Origin of the sequence: Acinetobacter sp. 10FS3-1 (assembly GCF_013343215.1) — a bacterium.
Lineage (GTDB): Bacteria > Pseudomonadota > Gammaproteobacteria > Pseudomonadales > Moraxellaceae > Acinetobacter > Acinetobacter lwoffii_C.
Genome location: NZ_CP039143.1, coordinates 913,264 through 937,660 on the forward strand (window position 1 = coordinate 913,264; position 24,397 = coordinate 937,660).

At 41.9% G+C, this 24,397-nt stretch carries 19 protein-coding genes and 3 tRNA genes; 11 read left to right on the plus strand and 11 right to left on the minus strand.

Translation table 11 applies throughout. The features are described 5' to 3' along the window. Positions 1-41: 41 nt before the first annotated feature. From E5Y90_RS04285 to E5Y90_RS04300, 4 genes are read right to left on the minus strand one after another with little or no spacing between them, the layout of a single operon-like run. The gene (locus E5Y90_RS04285) at positions 42-695 is read right to left on the minus strand and encodes a hypothetical protein (RefSeq protein WP_151202996.1); all 654 of its coding nucleotides are present in this window, start codon (positions 693-695) and stop codon (positions 42-44) included. 19 nt (positions 696-714) lie between these two features. After that, positions 715-1,530: an NADPH-dependent 7-cyano-7-deazaguanine reductase QueF gene (gene queF / locus E5Y90_RS04290; RefSeq protein ID WP_174659506.1), complete on the minus strand. Its 816-nt coding sequence runs from the start codon at positions 1,528-1,530 to the stop codon at positions 715-717. Continuing rightward, the gene (locus E5Y90_RS04295; protein WP_151202994.1) at positions 1,530-2,303 is read right to left on the minus strand and encodes an ABC transporter permease; all 774 of its coding nucleotides are present in this window, start codon (positions 2,301-2,303) and stop codon (positions 1,530-1,532) included. The genes queF and E5Y90_RS04295 overlap by 1 nt, the downstream gene beginning before the upstream one ends. Next, on the minus strand, positions 2,300-3,235 hold the full coding sequence (locus E5Y90_RS04300) for an ABC transporter ATP-binding protein (protein ID WP_151202991.1): 936 nt from the start codon (positions 3,233-3,235) through the stop codon (positions 2,300-2,302). The genes E5Y90_RS04295 and E5Y90_RS04300 overlap by 4 nt, the downstream gene beginning before the upstream one ends. Positions 3,236-3,414: 179 nt before the next feature. Between E5Y90_RS04300 and E5Y90_RS04305 the strand changes: the two genes are divergently transcribed. After that, a tRNA-Arg gene (locus E5Y90_RS04305) sits at positions 3,415-3,490 on the plus strand. A gap of 378 nt (positions 3,491-3,868) precedes the next feature. Here the strand turns inward: E5Y90_RS04305 and E5Y90_RS04310 are convergent. The 3 genes from E5Y90_RS04310 to E5Y90_RS04320 all read right to left on the minus strand — a co-directional run bounded on the left by E5Y90_RS04310 (position 3,869) and on the right by E5Y90_RS04320 (position 9,005). Further along, positions 3,869-5,227, minus strand: coding sequence for an NAD(P)-binding domain-containing protein (locus E5Y90_RS04310; RefSeq protein ID WP_151202990.1), 1,359 nt, complete (start codon positions 5,225-5,227; stop codon positions 3,869-3,871). 776 nt (positions 5,228-6,003) lie between these two features. Further along, positions 6,004-8,403, minus strand: a complete 2,400-nt coding sequence (locus E5Y90_RS04315) for a glycerophosphodiester phosphodiesterase family protein (RefSeq protein ID WP_174659507.1) — start codon at positions 8,401-8,403, stop codon at positions 6,004-6,006. A gap of 260 nt (positions 8,404-8,663) precedes the next feature. Further along, positions 8,664-9,005 (minus strand): thioredoxin family protein, encoded by a 342-nt coding sequence (locus E5Y90_RS04320; RefSeq protein WP_174659508.1) that lies wholly within the window; start codon positions 9,003-9,005, stop codon positions 8,664-8,666. Between the two features lie 132 nt (positions 9,006-9,137). Here E5Y90_RS04320 and E5Y90_RS04325 point away from each other — a divergent pair, with 132 nt between their 5' ends. The 3 genes from E5Y90_RS04325 to E5Y90_RS04335 all read left to right on the plus strand — a co-directional run bounded on the left by E5Y90_RS04325 (position 9,138) and on the right by E5Y90_RS04335 (position 11,659). Beyond that, positions 9,138-10,130: an NAD(P)H-quinone oxidoreductase gene (locus E5Y90_RS04325; protein WP_174659509.1), complete on the plus strand. Its 993-nt coding sequence runs from the start codon at positions 9,138-9,140 to the stop codon at positions 10,128-10,130. Positions 10,131-10,428: 298 nt separating this feature from the next. Next, on the plus strand, positions 10,429-10,608 hold the full coding sequence (locus E5Y90_RS04330; protein ID WP_174659510.1) for a hypothetical protein: 180 nt from the start codon (positions 10,429-10,431) through the stop codon (positions 10,606-10,608). 139 nt (positions 10,609-10,747) lie between these two features. After that, positions 10,748-11,659 (plus strand): helix-turn-helix transcriptional regulator, encoded by a 912-nt coding sequence (locus E5Y90_RS04335; RefSeq protein ID WP_174659511.1) that lies wholly within the window; start codon positions 10,748-10,750, stop codon positions 11,657-11,659. Between the two features lie 101 nt (positions 11,660-11,760). On the opposite strand, the gene E5Y90_RS04340 is transcribed toward E5Y90_RS04335, so the two are convergent. Together E5Y90_RS04340 and E5Y90_RS04345 are read right to left on the minus strand one after the other, a co-directional pair. Then, positions 11,761-11,846: transfer RNA gene (locus E5Y90_RS04340), tRNA-Leu, on the minus strand. A 10-nt stretch (positions 11,847-11,856) separates the two neighbouring features. Next, a tRNA-Cys gene (locus tag E5Y90_RS04345) sits at positions 11,857-11,930 on the minus strand. 153 nt (positions 11,931-12,083) lie between these two features. Here E5Y90_RS04345 and folD point away from each other — a divergent pair. Both folD and E5Y90_RS04355 read left to right on the plus strand, forming a co-directional pair. Beyond that, positions 12,084-12,932, plus strand: a complete 849-nt coding sequence (folD, locus tag E5Y90_RS04350; RefSeq protein ID WP_151202978.1) for a bifunctional methylenetetrahydrofolate dehydrogenase/methenyltetrahydrofolate cyclohydrolase FolD — start codon at positions 12,084-12,086, stop codon at positions 12,930-12,932. A gap of 153 nt (positions 12,933-13,085) precedes the next feature. Then, positions 13,086-13,754 (plus strand): class I SAM-dependent methyltransferase, encoded by a 669-nt coding sequence (locus E5Y90_RS04355; RefSeq protein WP_174659512.1) that lies wholly within the window; start codon positions 13,086-13,088, stop codon positions 13,752-13,754. A 58-nt stretch (positions 13,755-13,812) separates the two neighbouring features. Here the strand turns inward: E5Y90_RS04355 and E5Y90_RS04360 are convergent, their stop codons facing one another. Next, positions 13,813-14,235 (minus strand): hypothetical protein, encoded by a 423-nt coding sequence (locus E5Y90_RS04360; protein ID WP_174659513.1) that lies wholly within the window; start codon positions 14,233-14,235, stop codon positions 13,813-13,815. Between the two features lie 806 nt (positions 14,236-15,041). Further along, positions 15,042-16,316, minus strand: coding sequence for a citrate synthase (gene gltA / locus E5Y90_RS04365; RefSeq protein ID WP_151202972.1), 1,275 nt, complete (start codon positions 16,314-16,316; stop codon positions 15,042-15,044). A gap of 1,007 nt (positions 16,317-17,323) precedes the next feature. Between gltA and sdhC the strand changes: the two genes are divergently transcribed. The 5 genes from sdhC (at position 17,324) to E5Y90_RS04390 (ending at position 24,384) form a co-directional block, all read left to right on the plus strand. Then, a complete protein-coding gene (gene sdhC / locus E5Y90_RS04370) occupies positions 17,324-17,722 on the plus strand; it encodes a succinate dehydrogenase, cytochrome b556 subunit (RefSeq protein WP_151202970.1) in 399 nt (132 codons plus the stop codon). Further along, on the plus strand, positions 17,722-18,087 hold the full coding sequence (gene sdhD / locus E5Y90_RS04375; RefSeq protein WP_151203043.1) for a succinate dehydrogenase, hydrophobic membrane anchor protein: 366 nt from the start codon (positions 17,722-17,724) through the stop codon (positions 18,085-18,087). Before sdhC ends, sdhD begins: the two co-directional genes overlap by 1 nt. 12 nt (positions 18,088-18,099) lie before the next feature. After that, a complete protein-coding gene (sdhA, locus tag E5Y90_RS04380; protein ID WP_151202968.1) occupies positions 18,100-19,998 on the plus strand; it encodes a succinate dehydrogenase flavoprotein subunit in 1,899 nt (632 codons plus the stop codon). Between the two features lie 14 nt (positions 19,999-20,012). Beyond that, positions 20,013-20,723, plus strand: coding sequence for a succinate dehydrogenase iron-sulfur subunit (locus E5Y90_RS04385; protein WP_151202966.1), 711 nt, complete (start codon positions 20,013-20,015; stop codon positions 20,721-20,723). A gap of 838 nt (positions 20,724-21,561) precedes the next feature. Beyond that, positions 21,562-24,384, plus strand: coding sequence for a 2-oxoglutarate dehydrogenase E1 component (locus E5Y90_RS04390; protein WP_174659514.1), 2,823 nt, complete (start codon positions 21,562-21,564; stop codon positions 24,382-24,384). The last annotated feature ends 13 nt before the right edge of the window (positions 24,385-24,397 follow it).

A 24,397-nucleotide genomic window follows, 5' to 3' on the forward strand; every position in this document is an offset into this window, starting at 1 on the left:
GGAGTCAGGCTTTTTAAAGGGAGTATGTTCAGGCTGAGACATTACTCGGTATAGAACAAGGTGTCATGATATTCCGCCATAATCTGCAATTCTTCTTTGGTTAAATTCAGAATGATTTTATCAGCGGCAATATTAACGGCTTTAATTACGGCAGCAGCACCAATATCTGCTGCTTTGCGTTTGATCATTCCCAAATCAAGGGTTTTATTAAAGTCGACCATAAAATGACGTACAGTGGCTTCAGCAAACTGTTTATACAGGTTACTCAGCGTTTGCTTGTCTACCGTATTGCCAGCTTTGAGTTCAGCAAATTGGTGCTTCAGATTAGTGACCAGACTGGCGTCGAGCGTTTCACCGATACGCATATGGCCAGCCGGGTCTTTGAACAGACTACGCTCCGAGAAGGCAATCGACTCTTTCACCACCTCATTTGATGCTTTACCCAGCAACTGCTTGAGTAAAACTGCAACAGTCGACTTGATATAACCCGCCAGTTTTTCTGCTGTATCACGCTTGTCGCTGGCAGGAAAACGGCGTACCAGTTCCGTGAGAATCGCGTCGAGGATTTCATCATTAATCATCAATGCGGTTTTGTCACGTAAAGGATAAAGCGGTTCACTTGAGTTTTTATTTTTCTGTGCAGTCTGAATAGTATTTAATAGTTCTGCAGAAGGAATAAAACCAAAAAATGGCATTGTTAAACCTCAATGTTTTTTATTGTCGCGCTAAACGTATAGGGCGAGGCATCCATGTTAAATCCGATACACGACAAGGATTGATGTCCAATCCACCACGACGTGTATAGGTGGCGTAAACCATCAGCTTTTCTGGTTTCAGTTGTTGCCAGATGTCGGCAAACATCTGTTCCACACACTGTTCATGAAAACCATTGTGCTGACGATAAGAGATAATATAAGCCAATATACTCTTATAACAAGGTTTTTTGCCCTGATAACGTATAAAAACTGTTCCCCAGTCTGGCTGGCCAGTCACCGGGCAATTACTTCTGAGCAAATGAGAGTAAAGCTGGATTTCGCCTTCTTGTGAATTTTCCAGATCCAAAGCCAGCAGGTTGGCATTCGGATGATTTTCCAGACGTTCTGGCACCAGATCATCAATAGAAATGCCTTCTGGCTTGGAAACTTCAAGCTCATCTACCTGAAACAGTTCTAGCGTCACTTCCGCTTCAGCCACGCGGGATAAATCTTGTTCTACCGTCTGGATAAAGGCATCTTTTGAGTTGAACGTCGTAAAGTTCAGACTATTAAAGTAGAGTTTTAAAGATTTAGATTCGATCAGGTTGAGTGAAGATGCCGGTAGGGCAATCCGGCCAATGGCTACTTGCGGGATGCCGACTGCATTTAACCAGGAAATTTCAAAGACATGCCACCAGTCTTTGCCTTGCTGAATGGCATCTACATGGGCATAGTTTTCACGGGCAGGTGCGCGTGAAATAGGGAACAGAACATCGGGTTGATATTCTGTCGGGTAGTTGGTGTCTTTACCAAGAAGAGATTGTTCTACACTCATTATTCACGCATTCCTGAACCACGGGAGAGTAAATGATAGGCAAGCATATACAGTGCTGCACAACATAAGCTGATTACTGTCAGTGAAACGGCAACATTGACATCGCTATGACCTAAAATGCCATAGCGGAAGGCATTGACCATATACACCACAGGATTAATCAAAGATAAATTTTGCCAAAATGGACCGAGGGCTGAAATTGCATAAAACACCCCGCCCAAATAGGTCAGCGGCGTCAATACAAATGTCGGGATGATTGAAATATCATCAAAAGATTTGGCATAGACTGCATTGATAAAACCGCCCAGAGAAAAGAGCAGGGAGGTAATCAGTACAGTATAAATGGTGACGAACCAGTTGGTAATAGATAAATCTGCAAAAAACAGACTCATTACACTGACAATTATGGCGACCAGTACACCGCGGGTGACACCGCCCAGCACATGACCCCATAACACAATGTGCAGAGGTACGGGGCTCATGATCAGCTCTTCAATACTTTTCTGGAATTTTGAGCTAAAAAAACTGGAAGAGACGTTGGCATAACTGTTGGTAATCACGGCCATCATAATCAAGCCGGGCACAATGAACTCCATATAGCTGTGGCCACCCATTTCCCCAATTCTTGAACCGACCAGATTGCCGAAGATGACAAAGTACAGGCTCATGGTAATGGCTGGGGGTAATAAAGTCTGTGGCCAGATCCGCATAAAGCGGCGGATTTCCTTATGCAGAATGGTATATAAGGCGATACCTAGTTGATTCATGTTCATTCTGCCGCTCCATCCAGATTTTTTTCAACCATTTTTACGAATAGCTCTTCCAGACGATTGGATTTATTACGCATACTGCGAACCTGGATATTTTGTGATTCGAGTAACTGGAACAGATCATTCATGGTATGGGCCTTATCCAGGGTGATTTCCAGAGTCAACGGGTCAATCAGATTAAAACGGACGCCAATAATATCCAGACTGAGGGGCTCAATTGGGGCGGCCAGATCGAAAATAAAAGATTCTTCATTGAGCTGGTTGAGGAAGTTTTTCATGCTGGTATCTTCTTTAATGACCCCGCGATCAATGATGGCTATACGACGACACAACATTTCTGCTTCTTCCAGATAATGAGTGGTCAGAATAATAGAAGTGCCATTTTCATTCATTTCATTCAGGAAATCCCACATAGAACGGCGTAGTTCGATATCAACACCCGCAGTAGGTTCATCCAGAATCAGTAATTTGGGTTCATGCATCATCGCACGGGCAATCATTAAACGGCGTTTCATTCCCCCTGAAAGCATACGTGCCTGGGTCGAACGCTTATCCCATAAGCCGAGTTTGTTTAAATATTCTTCTGCTCTGGCTTGCGCGATTTTTTTAGGGATACCGTAATATCCGGCTTGAGTCACCAGAATATCAAAGGTTTTTTCAAACTGAGCGAAGTTAAATTCCTGTGGAACTACCCCTAGACACTGTTTGGCTTTAGAGGGCTGGGTGTCGAGGTCATAACCAAAAATCTCAACCGTGCCAGAGCTTTTTCTTGTTAATGAGCTGATGATGCCAATCGTGGTTGATTTTCCTGCACCATTGGGACCCAACAGCGCATAAAACTCACCTTCCGGTACATTTAAGTTAATTCCTTTCAGTGCCTGAAAACCATTTCTATAGGTTTTCGATAAATCCCTCAATGTCAGTGCATCAGTCATGGATATCTCAAATGGTGAAAAGTTAAGATATTGTGAGTGATCTTGCAAAATAAGCCAAGTCATCCACTTGGGATTCTATGTTGCGTTTTTGGAATATTGTATAAAGCATAAGCATAAAGTTAAATAACTTAGAGATAGGTGCTTTACCTTACTGATTTTTTTGTTATGATGTGCGTCGCGCGCTCATAGCTCAACTGGATAGAGTACAGGTCTCCGAAGCCTGTGGCGTGGGTTCGAGTCCCGCTGAGCGCACCATTATTATTTATAAAATCAATACCTTATCTATATTTTGGCGTGATCTGTATTTTCTCAAAAAAAAACCGCTATTTTTGCGGTGACTGCCTACTATTTTCTGTATCAAATCCCAATCAAAAACTTTAAAAATTATGAAGTAGATTTAATGGATAAATAAAAGGTCTATTAAAATCCAGCTTATGAAGTGTCCTGTTTGCCTTTAGTCACGCTTGGTACAAAAGCTGCTCAAAAGAAGATGCCTTTTGAGTTATGAGAGAAATTTAATATAAAGTCATTTTTTATTTTTTTTAAATATTTTTAGAATAAAAGCTTTAATACATACCAGCCAATAAAAGCCACCTGCGTATTTATACAGATGGCTTTTGATATGCTCTGGCCCTACATGGCTTCTTGCTGTTTAGGGTCTTCTAAATAACTTTCCAATGAGTCATCAAGCGCATATAACCAAGGGGTATGGTGCGGTTGAGCCATTTTTCCTGTCATCACCGAGCGATATACTTTATCTCTGAAGCCCATAATATTTTCTTTTTTATGCTTTTTCCACTGCATGAAAATATTATGTACTGCATCAATATCAAAAGATGGATAATCGGTTTGTGCAATTAACTGTTTGATATAGTCGCCTTGAAACTTCGCAGACTGTTCCTCGGTTATTAATTGCTTCTCTTTCTGATGCAGGGCTTGGGTATGCTGTTGCATTTCTGCAACCTCAGGTAAGGCGATCTTGCCTAAAATAATATCGCGTACATACCAGGCTTGGGCATCAAACATATTAAAGGTATACCACTGATCCTGCATGCCTAGATAAAATAAGCGCGGATTTTTCTCCCATACCACCCCTTGATATAAGCCCAGAGGGTACAAGCAGTTATGGGTTCTTAAGCGCAACTTGTCTTCAATGAAGGGGAAATGGTGCAGATAGCCAGTACATAAAATAATGGCATCAACCTTTGCTGAGCTGTTATCTCCGAAATAGGCTGTATCTTCATCTACACGAACAAGCTGCTTTTTTTCTGACCAGTTTCTAGGCCATTTAAAGCCCATAGGCTTGGTGCGATAACATGTGTAAATCTGTTTAGCACCATACTTATAACATTGAGAACCAATATCTTCAGCTGAATAACTGCTGCCCACAAGTAAAACAGATTTTCCTTTAAACTCACGAGCATCACGGAAATCGTGAGCATGTAAAACTCGCCCATGGAAGCGGTCGAATCCTTCATATACAGGAACATGTGGGGTAGAGAAATGTCCAGAGGCAACGATGACATAATCAAACTGCTCTGAGTAATGACATTGGTTCTGATAGTCTTCTACAGAAACTGTAAATTGCTGGCTATGTTCATCATAGCTAATCTGTTGTACTGCGGTATTAAACCTCACCTGATCTTTAATATTGGCTTTTTCTGCACGCCCTTTAATGTAATCCCAGAGAACTTCACGGGGGGGATAAGACGCGATTGGCTTTTTGAAATGTTCATCAAAAGTATAATCGGCGAATTCTAAAGCTTCTTTAGGGCCGTTCGACCATAAATAACGGTACATACTGCTGTGGACAGGTTCGCCATGCTCATCTATACCTGTACGCCAGGTATAATTCCATTGCCCACCCCAATCACTTTGTTTTTCAAAACATACAATTTCTGGAATTTCTAGACCTTTGGCCTTTGCTGATTGAAATGCTCTTAATTGGGCCATACCACTGGGACCAGCACCTATAATTGCAATTCGGTTCATCGCTATCTCCATTAGTTTTAACTTATGCATTCACCTCCAATTTTGAGTTTGGTCATTCAGGATCATAGATAAAAATAGATACAATCCTAACTGTATAGATGAATAAAAAATCTACTCAAAATAGGACATGAATTAAAAGATGAAGATATGTGCTAAATCACATTGAAAAGTTGAATTTAAGTTGGATTTATAAGAAACACACATCAAAGAAACTGCATATTATCATAATTCCTTATGAACTTTAAGGGCCTCATTAGAATTGTGATTAGGCCTTAGCAGTTAAAATGATTAATAATGAGGTAAGATATTAGAGAGAGTATTAAAACACACGCTTTAAATCAAAAAATTTTAATTGTTTTTCAATGGGTTATATTTTTTTATTCCTAGAATAGGAAGCTATTAATATTTGACACTCATGCAGAAATAAACCCCGATTTTTCTGCCAGATTTACTGCTCATTTAGCCCCATCATCATATTAAATTATGCAGATAAATCAAAAAATATAAAAAATCTGATTAAATATATTAAGAGCCTGTTGTCAGGACAAAGAAGTATTAACAGATGATTATCATGAAGCAAGTATTTTAAATTATATGCAAACACTGGCTGAAATAAGAAGGTATCAAATAGTTTATAAACACGAGAAATTACAGCCGAGGTTTAATACCTGAATAATTCCATTGAACTCAGTTAAAAAACCCACTGCAATAGAGTGGGTTTTTTAGAGGTGGATGAGTGATGTTCTCAATAAAAGGTCATCTCAAGATGTCGGAATTTATTGAATAGTCACTTTTACAGGTGCTGCATATAGCGTATAGCTATAATTCGGTGCCATGGTGTAATTGTAGCGAGGCATTACATAGGCGGTGCCTTTTTCACTAAATGTCACGGCTTGACCCGCTTGAGTGTATTTAGCGGATTGAGGTAAAACCAGCATTTCTTTAAATATATAGGTGGTTTTTTCTCCCACTTGAGTCGTGGTTTGACCGGAGATCTCTACAGGTTTGCCCACTGTGGCAGTGATTTCTGCAGGGGTCTTTAGCTTGACAATTAAATTAGAGGAATCATGTGCATAGTCAGTGGTTAGGCCATGGGTGCCTTGAACATACATACGATTGAAATCTTCTTTATTCAACCGGAATGTCCATGGCCAGAAGGTCACGCCACGTTGACTGGCAAGCGTCATGAGCTCTTTACTTAATCCCCCGAAAGATGGGTTAAATGTCGAGGAGTACTGTTGGGTGGCATCCAGAATACGACGGGTATTCACAATGTCGCTCTGGGCGGTTGGAGTATTGGTTAAGAAACCGGTGGATACGCCGGGTAACACATTCTTCATATGAAGGATTTGGGCACCACTAAAGCTAATGACGATAGATTGGTCATAGGCATCATGTTGATCTAGTAGTGCTTTAATGGCAGGCACAATTTCAGGTTTTGGACTCTTAATTTCAATAAAGTTCACCACATGTGGATATTTCTTCACCTCTGTAAGTACTTCATCCATTGTTGGAATTTGACGCTGTTTGCCTAAAGTGCGTAATTCCCGAACTTCCGCCAAAGTCATTTCTTCAATCTTGCGCGCAACACCGGTGGTACGTGTAGTGGTGTCATCATGCATTAAGACTACATGACCATCTTTAGTGATATAGACATCGTATTCAACGGCATCTGCACCGACCTCAATTGCTTTTAACATGCTTTCTAGCGTGTTTTCGTCATCCAGTGCAGGGATACCACGATGCCCGGTAATTAGCGGCTTACGCAATAAGGTATTAGGTGCCATGCTCTTCATAAGATTCTGGAAAGTATCGGGCTGAGTGGTCAAAATCCCATTCACACCAGTCGTTAAAATTTGTGCGGCTGAAACTGGAGTAGTCGTGTTTGTGCTTGCCCAAGGGGTAATCAGTAAACGCTGTAAATGACTCACCACCTCTTGTTTCACTAAATGCGACGGTAAAATCACAATTTTAGAAAGTGAAGAGTTGGTATTGTGTGCAATTTGTACAATGTCTTTACGGCTATCAGTTAATCCAGTGTGACGTGAATAATCCAATGCAGTACGAGAGCTTGGAAGAGCAAGACGAACTTTACGTAATAAATCTGCTTGATCAGACACAAAAGTGAAATCTGCCAAATCATAGTTTGTAGACAGTGCTTTTAATTGCGTGATGGTATTTTCATTTTTGACGGTTAAAAGAGGTAAGGTACGGCGGTTGCTATCATTCAGATAATCACGTAAATGCATGACTTTTTGATTATTTGCATTCAATAAATTGAGTTGCTCATCTAGCTGATATGCAATATGGGTGGCATTGACCGAGGCATTTCCGGTAAGAGGAGCCGGTTGAGCCAGCGTAGGAGCCATTGAAACAGGGAGGCGATGATCGATGATATCGGTCACTTTATTTGATTCAGGTAGCGCATCAAGCTGCTCGGTAATTTTTAGACGCTCTACTCGCATCAGCAGACCTGCTGTAGATAATCCAATGCCGCCTTGATCGAGACTATACGGTAGCGAAGTATCCAGTACCAGCTCATCATTGATATAGTGGCGCACACGTTTACCATGCACAATCACCGTGGCTTTATAGGTCTTGGTCGGATCTATATTTTCTTTATACGCGGATTTGTGTAGGACATTCCAGGCATTGGTCGGTTGACGTAAAGCAAGTTCTAGACCGCTTGCACCTGTGGCATCGCCACGAATCGCAAATTGGTAATAGGGTGAAAATGCAGGTTCAGCATAGTGATCTGCAGCACGGTAAATAATACTTCCCCAGCGTCCGCCATTATTACGTTCCACATAGGCAAACTCCATATCGATACGATAATTACGCAACTTTTGATATTCTTGTGGCAGCATCACCGAGGTCATTTGCGTGTCGTTGGCACGACCATCTAAAAATAAACTACCTTCGCTTAAATAGACTGTTCCAGCATTTGATCTTGGCATTGACCAGGTTGCAGGAATCTCCGTCATTTGGTCGAAGTTTTCATCCAGGTAAACTTCAGGAACTGGCACAGGTTGTTCTGGTGTTTCAGGCTCAGGATCTGGAACGGTAGGCTCTTCTGGGTTGACTGGCGGTTGCGTTGATGTATTTTCATCGTCACTTGAACAAGCGCTTAAAGTTAAAGCTAATAAAATAGCTGTTGTTAGGTGTGTAATTTTCATAAAGTGCTTTCTCTATATAGAGGCTTCAAAAACGTTTCTCACCTTAAAACAGCTTGGTTACATTTCTGTTGATTTGTCATAAACTAAAAATTTAATTACATATTAAATATTTATGAAATTTATATGATGGTCATAGCGACATGATGAAATGAAAGATTTTATTTTTATCCATTTTTAAATGGCGGGATAATTCGACTTGAATTGATCAGGCTCTTTTGGACACGTCACTCTTGAAAGAGCCGTTATATAGTCTGGAAGGGTCAGGAGGTGAGTATTTTGGCTTGCTCTAAATAGCTCTGCATTTGCGTCATGCTCTTAACCCCGGCAATACGCTGGATAATGTTGCCTTGATAAAAAATTAAAGTCGAAGGTAAGCCATATACTTGATAGCGCAAAGTCAGAATAGGCGATTGATCAATATTGACCTTACCAAACTTGATGGTTGGCTCGGCGTGCATTTGAGTCTTCGCCCATTGTTCAAAGACAGGAGCGTTTTGCACACAGGGCGCACACCAGTCTGCATAAAACCGGATAATTGCAAGGCCGTCATACCACTCAAAGTCAGTATAGTTGTTTTCAGTGTATTCAATGATGTCTGCCATAGTAGGTCTATTATCCTGCGCCTAAATATGGACATGATTATACATAAGTCCATTGCTGTTCAATCTGCTGCATTTATATGTTCAAATAGTTTTAGAGGCTTGAATAGTCAATCATTGAAAAAGGAAGAACATATGACACCCACCACCATGCAGCAGGTCATTATTACCGAGCCGGGCGGTATCGATAAATTGGCTTATGAAACGGTTGCGATCCCCGAAGCCAAAGCAGATGAAGTTCTGGTGAAAGTTCATGCTTTTGGTATTAACCGTCCAGATATCTTGCAGCGTCAAGGTTTGTATCCAATGCCGAAAGGCGTAACACCCGTCCCGGGCCTTGAAGTCGCGGGTGAAGTGATTGCAGTCGGTGGTGAGGTAAGCCAGTTTAAAGTTGGTGATAAAGTCTGTGGCCTGACCAATGGTGGTGGTTATGCGGAGTATTGTGTCGTACCAGAAAGCCAGACCTTGACCATCCCGGAAGGTGTAAGCTTTACACAGGCAGCAGCCATTCCAGAAACCTTTTTCACCGTGTGGGCCAATGTCTTTCAAATGGCACATGCCAAAGCAGGCGAGATGGTACTGGTGCATGGGGGTGCCAGCGGTATAGGTACCACGGCATTGATGCTGTGCAAATCATTGGGCTTGGAATCGTTTGCCACAGTCGGTTCGGATGAAAAAGTTCAGGCGATTTCCCATCTCACTACAGCCATTAATTACAAAACTCAGGACTTTGAACAAGTCATTAATGAGGCGACTGACAATGGTGGTGTAGATGTGGTGCTGGATATGGTGGGTGCGCCGTATCTAGAAAAAAATCTGAACTTGCTGCGCCGTGATGGCCGTTTGGTCTATATCGCATTTCTGGGGGGTGCCAAAGCTAAAGAAGTGAAGCTGGGCCAAATTATGATGAAACGCCTGACCATTACTGGTTCAACTATGCGTGCCCGTAATACTGCAGAAAAAGCTGAAATTGCCAAAGGCTTACGGGATTATGTGGCGCCACTCTGGGCAAAAGGCGAATGTCTGCCGATGATCTACAAAACCTTTAAATTTGACCAGATTCAGGATGCGCATGCAGCTATGGATACGGGAGAGCATGTCGGGAAAGTTGTGGTGAAAATCATTTAAATTTTCTCCCTTTTTAAAGGGAGAAGTTCATCTGTTGTACAGGACCGTTATTGAGGTAGATATATCATTTATCAACACCCTCTCATAGGAAGCCGGAACGTATCCGGCTTTTCTTTGAAAGAAAATAAGATAAATCACTAAAATTAATTGAAAAAATATAAATAAATTTGCCAAAAAGTAAAAAAACGTTAACTGTCCGACACAACCTGTCAGAAGTGAGGGTTACATTAACTTTAAATTTAACTTGACTAAATTTGTCTAGTTTATGTGAAACATCCTGTAATAAAGGAGATATATGATGAAGATTGTATCGGTGCCATTCACGCATGTGCATAGTTTTCGCGCTTTAAGGCGTCTTCATAAAGCGATTATCCGTAATCAATTATATTCGGATGTGCCTAAAACTTACCCTGCAATGCTTCATTTAGAACGTTATGTTGAGCGTCTTAATCATAAAGGTAAAAAAGCTGTGTTGTAGCTTCTGTTAAGTCAGCATATTGAGTGGGTATTAGCCTTAAGTTGAAACAAGTATTTGAAAATAAGTTTATATTTAGCTGTATAATTTAATAATTTTACGCATTTTATGCGCTATATTGCTGATTGCAAAGAGGGTATTTATGAAGGGCAATCCTTCGACACATGAGCGTCTTGCAGAGCGTTTAGCTAGAATTTTAACTAAATTAAATCTTGGTCACCAACTAAATGTACAAGAGCTGGCGCACGAGTTTCAGGTAAGTACACGAACAATTGAACGTGATTTTGACCGGCTCAATTCCTATTTACCCTTAATTCAGGATACACAAAGCAAGCGTTACTATCTTGAACCCTCTTATTTAGGGCGTTTTAAATTACAGGATATTCAAAACTTTGCTCAGTTATCTGGAATCAGTGAATTATATCCTTCTCTGGACATTTCATTTTTAAAGGAACTATTTGATAATCGTGCCAGCCTGGTTTTTTCAGCTAAAGGTTATCATTTTGAAGATGTAAGCCAATATGCTGAACACTTTAAATTAATAACAGCCCACATTCAGAAATGTGTACAAGTGGCTTTTATTTATAAAAGTAAAGTGAGAGTGGTAAAGCCTTACCGGCTGATTCATCATCATGGTAATTGGTATGTAGCAGCGGTACGCAAGCAAAAGTTGCGAGTTTATCGTTTAAGCCGGATTGAACGTATAATTACCAGCCATCAACTGGCTCAGTTTGAACTTGAACCTGATATTTTGCAGCAATTGGATAATGAAGACAGTATTTGGTTTGGGTACGATAAGCAGGAAGTTACCCTATCTGTACATCCAGATGTTGCGCTGTATTTTAAGCAACGTAAGCTTTTTCCCGAGCAAGTTATTTTAACAGAGTCTGCAGCGGGAGAGTTGTTGATCTCTTGCCAGATTCGGCATCAAAAACAACTGCATCCTTTGGTTCGTTACTGGATACCCTATCTAAAAATTATTGAACCTGTTCATTTACAGCAAGAGCTGGATGCTGGTTTGCAAGGATATTTAACATCTTCTCAGTGCAAATGACGGAGAATAAATTAAAATAACAGCCCATTTGAAATTTCAGGCATAAAAAAACCAGCTTAATGCTGGATTCTTTATGTACACCATCTTAGAAGAGTTAAGAATGGTGCCCGAGGCCAGACTCGAACTGGCACGCTTTGTGGGCGGGGGATTTTAAATCCCCTGTGTCTACCGATTTCACCACTCGGGCTTTAACAAGATGGAGGCGGAGGTCGGAATCGAACCGGCGTCCACGGAGTTGCAGTCCGCTGCATGACCACTCTGCCACCCCGCCGCGTCTTGTTGATGCGTATATTATCAAGCTCTGAAAAAAAAACAATAGTGCATTCATTTGTATGCGCAGAAAAACAGCATATAGCGGAAAATATTTAAAATATTCATGTAGAATGTGCGAAATTGATTCATATCAACATTTGGGAGAAGTGCCGTGGCATTAGTTCTAGACGGTCGTGCATTGGCAAAGCAAATTGAAGCTGACTTGTTAACTCGCGTGGAAGCGCTGAAAGCAAAAACAGGTCGTACTCCAATTCTTGCAACTATTTTGGTGGGTGACGATGGTGCATCTGCAACTTATGTGCGTATGAAAGGCAACGCTTGCCGTCGTGTCGGTATGGATTCACTCAAAGTTGAGCTGCCTAAAGAAACTACAACTGAAGAGTTACTGGCTGAAATTGAAAAACTCAATGCAAATCCAGATGTTCACGGTATTTTGTTACAGCATCCAGTACCCGCGCAAATTGATGAGCGTGCTTGTTTTGATGCAATTTCACTTGCCAAAGATGTAGATGGTGTAACTTGCCTGGGCTTTGGCCGTATGGCAATGGGTGAAGCCGCTTATGGTTCAGCAACACCTGCTGGCATTATGACAATTTTACAAGAAAACAAGATTGAGATCGCAGGCAAACATGCGGTGGTCGTGGGTCGTTCTGCGATTCTGGGTAAACCAATGGCAATGATGTTGCTTCAAGCAAATGCAACCGTCACTATCTGTCATTCACGCACTCAAAACCTGGCTGACTTTGTGAAGCAAGCCGATATTGTTGTGGGTGCAGTCGGTAAAGCGGAGTTGATTCAAAAAGACTGGATTAAACCGGGTGCTGTGGTGGTAGATGCTGGTTTCCATCCACGTGAGGGTGGCGGTGTTGGTGATATTCAATTGGTAGGTATTGAAGAAGTGGCATCTGCTTATACACCAGTTCCAGGTGGTGTGGGTCCAATGACGATTACCACTTTAATTCGTCAAACTGTAGAGGCTGCTGAGAAGGCGCTAGGTTAATAAACAGACCTCTTCCTGACCCTCTCCTGAAAGGAGAGGGAAAAGTTCATTGTGAAAATAATGAATGCTCCTTCCCCCTGTGGGAGAGGGCTGGGATGAGGGTAGTACCTAAAATATAAGAGTTCTTCAACACATATAAAGAATAAAAATCCAATGAGCTGTACTTTTCAAATGCCCAAAGCCCCTGCGCATCTTCTTCATGCTTTGCATGACATCATTCCGTACTGTGAGCTGCAGGCACAGCAATTACCCGGTACACCCATTTCTTTATGGCTGATTCCACCCGTATTTCCAACCGATAAACTGGATGATGAAGTGATTCGTCGGATTTGGAATGAGACACCATATTGGATCTTTTGCTGGGCATCAGGCTTGGCAATGGCGCAATGGCTTTTAGTCGAACCACATCATGTTAAAGACAAGGTCGTGCTGGATTTTGGTGCAGGTTCAGGTGTGGTGGCAATCGCGGCGAAAATGGCAGGGGCAAAACGGGTAATCTGTTGTGATATTGATCAGGTGAGTTTAGATGCCTGTCGTGCCAATGCTGAGCTCAATAATGTAGAGCTGGAATATCTGGATGATCTGTATAAAGCTGAGCAGGTGGATATTCTATTGGCTGCTGATGTGCTCTATGATCAGTGCAACCGCTTTTTTCTAGATGAGTTTTTAAAGTTTGCTCCAGAAGTCTGGGTGGCAGACAGTCGGGTGAAAAACTTCAGCCATCCACAATATGTGAAACTGGATGAACGAAGTGCAACGACCTGGCCGGATCTGGATGAGTCACCAGAATTTCGTAATGTCAGTTTTTATCGAACCAGATAAATAACTGATCAGTTATTCAATAAAAAGGGCCTGTAGCCCTTTTTATGTAAAGATTTTTTTAGGAGCAGCTAAAGCGTATCACTCTCACGGTGGTCGGATGAGCTTCAAGGGCCTGGCGGGTGCCATAATCTTCACTGTTATATAAGCTAGGAGTATTACTTAAACTGATTTGGGCACGGCTGCTGCCAATTTGACGGCCAAAGTCAACTTGTTTGTTTGCTGGATTAACAACTTCATTGGTGCTTAAAACTTGAATATTATAATTTTTACTGGCGCCTAAAACTTGTTTGCAGGCCGCTTGTAATCTATTTTCGTCCTGACTAGGTCGTCCCGAAAGGATATAGCTCAAAGTTGCTGTATTGTCCGAACGCTCCAGAACCTTATAACCATTTTGTCCATTGAACTCATGCGGTGTGGTCTGACAGGCGCTCATTACTAAAGCGCTTGCAGCCAAAGCTAAAATTGCTGTTGTTCTTCTCATGTTTATATTTCCTGAACTCTTGGGCTAAGTATGCCATAGATTACTCAAACTGTTGCCTTGAGTAATTATCATCAATTGTTTGGATATCTAATAAGAAGCTGTTTATAAACTGCATCCAGAAATTAGATATTTTTAGTTTAATATAGTTTGCAATAGAGTATGTACTGTCTTCAACAGGATGTTCCCATGGGGGGAAACTCAGACAGTAGCTTAAGTTGATTGCATTATGATAACCATGAAGCATGGATAAGAAATGAAGTTAAACAAGATGGCTGGACTCATAGATAAGTTACGACGCAAACTTAAAACCGACTATCTTGTGTTCGAGTTTACGCAACAACTCTGCAGCATTAATGGTGTTTTTTTAAGGTGAAGTGCTTTATTGACAATATCTAAAATAAAAAGCTTGAATGAAAGCCGGTGATCAAGTGGCCTATGTTGATCTGAAATTGCATTTATTGCAGTGTGCTATAAAAAATCACAACTCCATAACTTTAAGTTTTTTCATACAGGATCGGGCACTTCTATTGTGCACCAATTAAAGCTTTTCCATCCTATCTATGTATGATTGACTGGGTCAATCAACATCAATTGCTTTTACAAGTATTACATTGTGGTTTGAGCTGGCCGACTAAAAATCATGGCGCTTGGGTCGATTCTACAATATTACCTGTATACAAAGCAGCTTGTTCGGCCTCATAAATTTTAAAAACAAGTCACCACACGCAACAAAAGTCATATTGCTATTTATCAAGCATAAAAAACCACCCGAAAGGGTGGTTTCTTGTCGTTTAACGCTGCCCGAATTAACGGTTAATGTCGCGTTGAACTTCGCCAGTGTAAAGCTGACGAGGACGACCGATTTTGTAAGGTCCGCTGTGCATTTCTAACCAGTGGCTGATCCAGCCTACAGTACGTGCAAGCGCGAAGATTACAGTAAACATTTCAGTCGGGATACCGATCGCTTTAAGGATGATACCTGAGTAGAAGTCTACGTTAGGGTATAAGTTACGCTTGATGAAGTATTCGTCAGACAACGCAATACGTTCAAGTTCCATTGCAAGAGCTAGCTGTGGATCGTTGATACCAAGCGCACCAAGAACTTCGTCACAAGTTTCTTTCATAACTTTGGCACGAGGGTCGAAGTTTTTGTACACACGGTGACCGAAGCCCATGAGTTTAACTTCTTTAGTCTTCACTTTTTCCATGAAGCTAGCAACGTTCTCTACCGTGCCGATTTCGTCAAGCATCTTAAGAACGGCTTCGTTTGCACCACCGTGAGCAGGACCCCAAAGTGCAGAGATACCAGCAGCGATACATGCATATGGATTAGCGCCAGTAGAGCCCGCTAAACGTACAGTAGACGTAGAAGCATTTTGTTCATGGTCAGCATGAAGCGTGAAGATACGATCCATTGCTTTTGCAAGAATCGGATTAACCTTGTAGTCACGGTCTGCTGGTGTAGCAAACATCATGTACAGGAAGTTTTCAGCGTAGTTCAAGTCATTACGTGGATAAACGAATGGTTGACCAACGGTGTATTTGTAGCTCCAGGCTGCTAAAGTAGGAACTTTGGCAATTAAGCGGATCGCTGTAATTTCACGATGGTTAACATCTTCGATGTCCAGGTTGTTGTGATAGAACGCAGAAAGCGCACCTACCACACCTACCATGATCGCCATTGGGTGAGCATCGCGACGGAAACCGTTAAAGAAACGGCTAACTTGGTCGTGAACCATAGTATGGTTACGAACTTTAGCGTCAAACTCTTCTTTTTGCTCAGCTGTTGGAAGCTCACCATTTAAAAGCAGGTAGCACGTTTCAAGGTAATCAGCTTTAGTTGCTAACTGGTCGATTGGATAGCCACGGTGTAAAAGTACACCTTTGTTACCATCAATAAATGTAATCTTAGATTCGCAAGAAGCGGTCGCCATGAAACCAGGATCAAAAGTAAAGTGACCTGCAGCCAACACATCTTTAACGTCGATTACATCTGGGCCCAATGTGCCGCTGTAAATTGGTAATTCAATTTCTTTGCCATCAAGCTGTAAAACGGCTTTCTTGCCAGTTGCTTCAGACATTCAATAGATCTCCTGTCCTGGTGAATGTATATCCGATTTGCTATCAATCTTTTAATGTACAAAACGGACGGGTCAAAAATTTGCTATAAGATTAGTGGCTACTGAAATTTTGTCAATTATACTTATGGATGAAAAAATGACGCTTGCACAGCGGTTTAGTTAATTCACCAAGAGATAAAAAGTCCAATAGAATCACAGTACCAAGGCGCTATAATAAGTCAAATTCAAGAGAAGGTGCAGAAAAAAATCACCTGTAGCAGTTATTTATCAGCATTTTTTTAAAACTTAAAAAGAGCAATTAAAATTACTTGAATTTGCCAGCTTCTCCTGAAACCTATCTAAATCTCATAACTTAGATAATTTTTCAAAATTATTTAAAGGATCAAGAGATTATAAATAAAAGTTCTAGATTGAGACCTGATTCTCAGTTTAATTGGTTAAAAAGTAGCTGATATTTATTTGGAAGAGGTTGGAAACCTTATTTATAGAGATTGGGTAAGTGATTTTTTAAATCTAAAATGCTTAAAAGGGTTGAAAAAACTATCAATAAACCAAGTTGGCTAGGTCTTTCTTTTAATGAGGGGGTTTTGTATATCATTCATTTTGGTCATAATTGTTATTTGTTTTATAAATGCAGATATTTGATTTAACTCAAAAAAGAAGCCCGTACTTTACAATTTAAGACAAGATTCTTCATCTTTAGTCTAAATTCAAACGGTATAGGAATAAATCAGGCAACAGGGCGAATTTATCTACTTAATTATTTAAAAACAATTATATAAGCATAAAACACTAAGCTATATTTTGGTGGGTTCATTGAGGGGTTTTTGTTAATGATTCTTATTTAAAGGTTTTTTGCCTAAAAAGCCTGAGTGAGCTGTTTGTGTTTTAATAGTTGACGTTTTATAATTCAGTGTCGTTTTACGTTCGGCATGTATTTGCCTGACAATGCCAGCTTTCCTTCGAATTAATTCCAACAAACTCCGGATGGAGTTTTTAACTACAGGATGCCCGCTGTGAAAAGCAACAGACCTGTCAATTTGTCCATGGGTCAAGTTTTAGAAGTAAACTTAAAATCACCCGTGGCTATTGCATCAATTCTACACCGTCTTTCAGGTGTCATCGTATTTTTACTCGTACCGGTCCTTTTGTGGATTTTAGACAAATCATTGTCTTCACCAGAGGGTTTTGCACAAGTACAGGAAATCTTTAACGGTTTTATTGTGCGCTTCATCGTATGGGTATTTGTAGCCGGTTTAATTTTCCACTTTATCGCTGGTGTTAAGCATTTACTTGCTGACGTTGGTGTTGCAGAAGAACTGCAAAGTGGTCGCACAGCAGCTACTATCGCATTAATCTTGTCTGCAATCGGTATCGTTGCGTCATTTGTATGGATCGTACTCTAATGAAAAGTGCTACTGGTTTAACGGGTTCAGGTTCACGCGACTGGTTTATCCAGCGTATAAGTGCCGTTGTTCTTGCTGTTTATACTGTTGTTATTCTAGGTTGGATCCTGTGCAACAGCGGTTTTACTTTTGAACAGTGGTACGGCTTTATGATGACAACTCCAATGAAGGTTTTATCTTTATTGTCTGTCTTATCTCTTGTTGCGCATGCGTGGATTGGTATGTGGCAAGTATTTACTGACTATGTAACTACTCGTCAGATGGGTCCATCAGCTTCAGGTTTACGCCTTGTACTGACTTCAGCAATGATTATTGCTGTATTTGCATATGCGATCTGGGCGATCCAGATTTTTTGGGCGAATTGATAGGAAACAATCATGGGCGCTATAACCCCTAAAGACGATTACACAAATATTCCACATGAAACTTTCGATGCAGTTATCGTTGGTGGTGGTGGTTCTGGTATGCGTGCTTCTTACCAGCTTGCTCAAGCGGGTCTGAAAGTAGCAGTACTGACTAAAGTATTCCCGACGCGTTCACATACTGTGGCAGCACAGGGTGGTATTGGTGCATCTCTTGGTAATATGCAAGAAGATAACTGGCACTATCACTTCTATGACACGGTGAAGGGTTCTGACTGGTTAGGTGACCAAGACGCGATCGAGTTCATGACGCGTGAAGCACCTCAAGTGGTATACGAATTAGAACATTTAGGTATGCCATTTGACCGTAACGCGGACGGTACAATTTACCAACGTCCATTCGGTGGTCACTCTGCCAACTACGGTGAAAAAGCAGTTCCACGTGCATGTGCTGCAGCTGACCGTACGGGTCACGCGCTTCTTCACACGCTTTATCAAAGCAACGTGAAAATGGGCACTCAATTCTTTGTAGAGTGGATTGCGCTTGACCTGATCCGTAATGAAGAAGGTGATGTACTGGGTGTAACAGCAATTGACCAAGAAACTGGTAAAATTGCAGTATTCCAAGCCAAAGCAACCTTGTTTGCAACTGGCGGTGCGGGTCGTGTTTACCGTGCATCTACTAACGCGTATATCAACACTGGTGACGGTCTTGGTATGGCGGCGCGTGCAGGTATTCCATTACAAGATATGGAATTCTGGCAGTTCCACCCAACAGGTGTTGCGGGTGCAGGCGTATTGTTAACTGAGGGTTGTCGTGGTGAAGGTGCAATCCTTCGTAACAAAGACGGCGAACCGTTCATGGAGCGTTATGCTCCAACCTTGAAAGACTTGGCGCCGCGTGACTTCGTATCACGCTCTATGGACCAGGAAATCAAGGAAGGCCGTGGTTGTGGTCCTAAAGGAGACTATATCCTTCTTGATATGACTCACCTGGGCGCTGATACGATCATGAAGCGTCTGCCATCTGTATTCGAGATTGGTAAGAAATTCGCGAACGTTGACATCACTAAAGAGCCAATTCCTGTAGTGCCAACAATCCATTACCAAATGGGTGGTATTCCAACGAATATTCATGGTCAGGTAGTTATTCCTGAAAGTCGTGAGACTCAAGAGCTGCAAGCGAACTACAACAAAGACACAGATGTTTACTCGACCAATGCGGGTGAGCGTAACTTTGTTAAACCGGTAAAAGGTTTCTATGCCATCGGTGAATGTTCATGTGTGTCTGTACACGGTGCCAACCGCCTAGGTACTAACTCACTGCTTGACTTGGTTGTATTTGGTAAAGCTGCGGGCGAACATATCATTGATTATGTGACTAAACATCACGGTGATGAATATCAGCCACTTCCACCAAATGTGCTTGAAGAAACAGTTGCGCGTATTCGTAAACTGGACGAATCAACCAGTGGTGAAAATGCTCAAGAAGTTGCCGATGCAATTCGTGACATCGTTCAAGACCACGCGGGTGTGTTCCGTACCACTGCGCTTCTTGAAGAGGGTGTGAAACAGATTCTTGCGATCGAGCCGCGTGTTCGCAACATTCATTTGAAAGACAAGTCTAAAGTTTTCAACACTGCACGTATTGAAGCGTTAGAAGTGGAAAACTTGTATGAAGTTGCAAAAGCGACATTAATTTCAGCTGCTGCACGTAAAGAATGTCGTGGTGCCCACACCGTAGTGGACTTTGAAGAGTCGCCGGATCACCCAGAGTATCCATATGGCCGTCGTGACGATGAGTGGATGAAACACACTTTGTGGTTCTCTGCGGATAACCGTCTTGAGTATAAGCCAGTACGTTATAAGCCACTTTCGGTAGAGGCTATTCCACCGAAACCACGTACATTCTAATCAGGAGATTTAAGATGAGTAGAGGTACTCGTACATTTCATATCTACCGCTACGATCCTGATAAGGATAAAGCACCGTACATGCAAACTTTTAAGCTTGAATTGACTGATAAGCACCGTATGTTGCTTGATGCGCTTCTTGCATTGAAAGTTCAGGACGAATCTTTGACATTCCGTCGCTCATGTCGTGAAGGGATCTGTGGTTCTGATGGTGTGAATATTAATGGTAAAAACGGTTTGGCGTGTCTTTGGAACCTCAATGATCTGCCAAATGAAATTACTATTCGTCCACTTCCAGGTCTTCCTGTCGTAAAAGACCTGGTGGTAGACATGAATCAGTTCTACGATCAGTACAACAAGATTCATCCGTTCTTGATCAACAACCAGCCTGCGCCACCAAAAGAGCGTTTGCAGTCTCCAGAAGAGCGTGAGCATCTAGATGGTCTGTATGAATGTATTCTTTGTGCATGTTGTTCAACTTCATGCCCATCATTCTGGTGGAACCCGGACAAGTTCCTGGGTCCTTCAGCATTGTTGAATGCATACCGTTTCATTATTGATTCGCGTGATACAGGTACTCAGGAGCGTTTGGCTCGTCTTGACGACCCATTCTCATTGTTCCGTTGTAAAGGTATCATGAACTGTGTATCGGTATGTCCGAAAGGTCTGAACCCAACTAAAGCAATCGGTCACATCCGTAATATGCTTTTAGATATGGCAGGCTAATCTAATAGACTGAGAAATCAGTTCCCAAAAAAAAGCACACCTACTGGTGTGCTTTTTTTTATATGTTTGAGCTAGATGTAAAAATGATAAATAAAAAAACAGGGATGTAATGCTTAAAATACATCATGTGGGTTAGAGAAAAAAGGCGCAAAATATCAGGTGCTGACCTCAACTATGAACATGCATCTGATTATTTTATTCATTTATGGTTTTTAGATGTAAAAGTGACCTGAAAAATAAACAGAAGGATGTTATTATATAACTGCTGGTGTAAAGGGAGTGGATTGAAAGATTTGCTCTCTTTTTATTTATCTTGATTCGTTAGGAAAGTCTTGGACTTAAGTCTACGTTGAATCTGATTTTTAAATACAGCACCATATAGTAGAGTAAAACTTCTACACTGTATTTAGCCAATTTATAGGAGGTATGTGTCAAAAAAATCAATTGAAAACTGATAACATGTTAGCATTTAGCCTAAGTTTAAATCGAAAAAGTGTGCCGCTTGGGTACATTTTTTAAACACTGCAACTGAAAGAGAGTGTTATATAAGGTTATATAAAAGTCGCTTTAGCAAAAATATGCGTTAAAACCTTGTTTTTCCTAAGTCGATTTGCAAAAAAATTGCTCGGTCACGATCGGGTATTCAATGAGTGATGATGCCGCTGAGGGGCGTTATTATTCATTAAACATATCAAGGTTTACTTGGTGTGGTGATAACGCCTCATGGCTTATGCCTTATGGGGGACTAATGTCATATTACAAATTTGACATTAAAAATCCTGGGTTTTGCTTAAAAAGCATCCTGAAAATGTTTTTGCAATAGGAAATGGGTCCACAAATGCAAGAAGTTGCTGACGCTCTGCGTCTTGACACTGAACTTTCCGCTGATAGTGCAGCGTATATTGAAGAACTTTATGAGCAGTACCTCACTGCTCCAGACTCAGTAGGTGCTGACTGGAGAGCGTACTTCGATAAATTCCCAAAAGGTGATCAACCACACAGTAATGTACGTGAGCAATTCCTACTTTTAGGTCGCAATTCAAGCCGTATTCAGCCTGTTATCCAATCAGCAGTAAGCTCAGAGCATGAACGTCGTCAAATTGGCGTATTACAGCTGATTGCTGCTTACCGTAATCGTGGTCACCAGAAAGCAAAACTCGATCCATTAGGTTTGGCAAAGCGTGAAATTGTTCCAGATCTGGATCTTGCTGCGCATGGTTTAACCCAGTCTGATCTGGACACTGTGTTCAATACCGGCAATCTCGCTATTGGTAAAGAAGAAGCGACCCTGGGTGAAATGGTTCAGGCGATGGAAGCAATTTATTGCTCTTCAATCGGTGCTGAATACATGCACATCGTGGACACTAAAGAAAAACGCTGGATCCAGCAGCGTCTGGAAAGTGCGCGCGGTCAGTATGGTTTAAATGCAGAACAGAAAAAGCATGTTCTGGAGCGCTTGACTGCTGCAGAAGGCCTGGAAAAATATCTGGGTAATAAATTTGTTGGTGCGAAACGTTTCGGTGTTGAAGGTGGTGAATCTTTCATTCCAATGGTGAATGAGATTATTCAGCGTGCTGGCTCAGTAGGCTGTAAAGAAGTGGTTATTGGTATGCCACACCGTGGCCGTCTGAACCTTCTTGTCAATATCATGGGTAAAAACCCGGCTGACCTGTTTGGTGAGTTTGAAGGTAAATCAATCCACAAGAAAGGTTCTGGTGACGTTAAATATCACCAAGGTTTCTCTTCTAACGTCATGACTCCGGGTGGCGAAGTTCACTTGGCACTGGCATTTAACCCGTCGCATCTTGAGATTGTTGGACCAGTGGTTGAAGGTTCGGTACGTGCACGCCAAGTCCGTCGTAAAGACATTGGTGGTGATGATGTATTACCGCTTATCGTTCACGGTGATGCGGCATTTGCAGGTCAGGGCGTTAACCAGGAAACCTTCCAGATGTCACAAACGCGTGGCTATACAGTAGGTGGTACGGTTCATATCGTCATCAATAACCAGGTTGGTTTTACAACCTCTGACCCACGTGATGCGCGCTCTACAGAATACTGTACTGATATTGCAAAAATGATTCAGGCACCGATCTTCCATGTCAATGGTGATGATCCTGAAGCGGTGATTTTCGTTTCTCAACTGGCACATGATTTCCGTCATACTTTCCGTAAAGATGTCGTGATTGACATGTTCTGTTACCGTCGTCGTGGTCATAACGAAGCGGATGAGCCGGCTGCAACCCAGCCAATGATGTATCAAGTGATCAACAAGAAGCCGACAACTCGTACGCTTTATGCAGATCAGCTGGTACAACAAGGCGTGCTTGACCGTGCAGAAGCAGACCAGTTAATTGATAGCTATCGCGCTGATCTGGAAGCGGGCAATCATGTTGCTAACGCTCTGGTTCTTAAGCCGAACAAAAAAATGTTTGTGGACTGGACACCTTATCTGGGTCATGACTACACAGACGAGTGGGACACGACCTGTTCACTTGAGCGCCTAAAAGAACTTGGCAAAAAAATGCGTGAGCTTCCAGAAGGTTTTGTCATGCAACGCCAAGTGTCTAAAGTCATTGATGACCGTCTGAAAATGCAGACTGGTGAAATACCGTTGAACTGGGGTGCTGCTGAAACTTTAGCTTATGCCTCTCTTCTGGATGATGGTTATCTGGTGCGCTTAACTGGTGAAGATGTAGGTCGTGGTACTTTCTCACATCGTCATGCGAAACTGCACAATCAGGTGGATGGTTCAACTTATATTCCATTGTGCCATATCAAAGAGAACCAGCCGCGTGTTGCAATTTATGACTCATTATTGTCTGAAATGGCAGTACTGGCATTTGAATACGGCTATGCAACAACTCTTCCAAAGAGCTTGATTATCTGGGAAGCGCAGTTCGGTGACTTTGCAAACTGTGCACAAGTGGTGATTGACCAGTTTATTTCATCTGGTGAAACCAAGTGGGAGCGTGTGTGTGGCTTAACTATGCTACTTCCACACGGTTATGAAGGTCAGGGTCCTGAGCATTCCTCTGCACGTCTGGAACGTTTCTTGCAGTTATGTGCTGAAGAAAACATGCAAGTGATGACACCGACTACCCCTGCACAGATTTTCCATGCTTTACGTCGTCAGGCGATCCGCCCGATCCGTAAACCAATGATCATCATGTCACCGAAGTCATTACTGCGTCATAAGCTGGCGGTTTCTACCCTGGATGAGCTGGCAACTGGCACATTCCAGACAGTGATTGACGAAATCGACAACATCAACAAGGCAGATGTGACTCGTCTCGTGTTATGTGGTGGTAAGGTTTACTACGACTTACTAGAAAAACGTCGTGAAAAAGAATTGAACAATACTGCGATTGTACGTATTGAACAATTGTATCCATATCCTGAAGCACGTCTGGCGGAAGTCCTTGCTGCTTATCCGAACATCAAAGAAATTGTTTGGGCGCAAGAAGAGCCGAAAAACCAGGGCGCTTGGCTGTTCATCGCACCTCGTTTATACGATGATGTAATGAAATCAGGTAAACAAGTACGTATTAGCTACGCAGGCCGTGAAGCTTCTGCTGCACCGGCATGTGGTTCACCATATTTGCATGCAAAACAACAAGCTCAGCTCATCAACGACGCGCTTGCGATCGATGCTGAATAATCAGGAGATTCTA

Excerpts from the sequence above, each read along its gene's own strand:
- E5Y90_RS04285 (WP_151202996.1), bottom strand. The coding sequence starts at position 695 with ATGCCATTTTTTGGTTTTATTCCTTCTGCAGAACTATTAAATACTATT.
- queF (WP_174659506.1), bottom strand. The coding sequence starts at position 1,530 with ATGAGTGTAGAACAATCTCTTCTTGGTAAAGACACCAACTACCCGACA.
- E5Y90_RS04295 (WP_151202994.1), bottom strand. The coding sequence starts at position 2,303 with ATGAACATGAATCAACTAGGTATCGCCTTATATACCATTCTGCATAAG.
- E5Y90_RS04300 (WP_151202991.1), bottom strand. The coding sequence starts at position 3,235 with ATGACTGATGCACTGACATTGAGGGATTTATCGAAAACCTATAGAAAT.
- E5Y90_RS04310 (WP_151202990.1), bottom strand. The coding sequence starts at position 5,227 with ATGAACCGAATTGCAATTATAGGTGCTGGTCCCAGTGGTATGGCCCAA.
- E5Y90_RS04315 (WP_174659507.1), bottom strand. The coding sequence starts at position 8,403 with ATGAAAATTACACACCTAACAACAGCTATTTTATTAGCTTTAACTTTA.
- E5Y90_RS04320 (WP_174659508.1), bottom strand. The coding sequence starts at position 9,005 with ATGGCAGACATCATTGAATACACTGAAAACAACTATACTGACTTTGAG.
- E5Y90_RS04325 (WP_174659509.1), top strand. The coding sequence starts at position 9,138 with ATGACACCCACCACCATGCAGCAGGTCATTATTACCGAGCCGGGCGGT.
- E5Y90_RS04330 (WP_174659510.1), top strand. The coding sequence starts at position 10,429 with ATGAAGATTGTATCGGTGCCATTCACGCATGTGCATAGTTTTCGCGCT.
- E5Y90_RS04335 (WP_174659511.1), top strand. The coding sequence starts at position 10,748 with ATGAAGGGCAATCCTTCGACACATGAGCGTCTTGCAGAGCGTTTAGCT.
- E5Y90_RS04355 (WP_174659512.1), top strand. The coding sequence starts at position 13,086 with ATGAGCTGTACTTTTCAAATGCCCAAAGCCCCTGCGCATCTTCTTCAT.
- E5Y90_RS04360 (WP_174659513.1), bottom strand. The coding sequence starts at position 14,235 with ATGAGAAGAACAACAGCAATTTTAGCTTTGGCTGCAAGCGCTTTAGTA.
- gltA (WP_151202972.1), bottom strand. The coding sequence starts at position 16,316 with ATGTCTGAAGCAACTGGCAAGAAAGCCGTTTTACAGCTTGATGGCAAA.
- sdhC (WP_151202970.1), top strand. The coding sequence starts at position 17,324 with ATGCCCGCTGTGAAAAGCAACAGACCTGTCAATTTGTCCATGGGTCAA.
- sdhD (WP_151203043.1), top strand. The coding sequence starts at position 17,722 with ATGAAAAGTGCTACTGGTTTAACGGGTTCAGGTTCACGCGACTGGTTT.
- sdhA (WP_151202968.1), top strand. The coding sequence starts at position 18,100 with ATGGGCGCTATAACCCCTAAAGACGATTACACAAATATTCCACATGAA.
- E5Y90_RS04385 (WP_151202966.1), top strand. The coding sequence starts at position 20,013 with ATGAGTAGAGGTACTCGTACATTTCATATCTACCGCTACGATCCTGAT.
- E5Y90_RS04390 (WP_174659514.1), top strand. The coding sequence starts at position 21,562 with ATGCAAGAAGTTGCTGACGCTCTGCGTCTTGACACTGAACTTTCCGCT.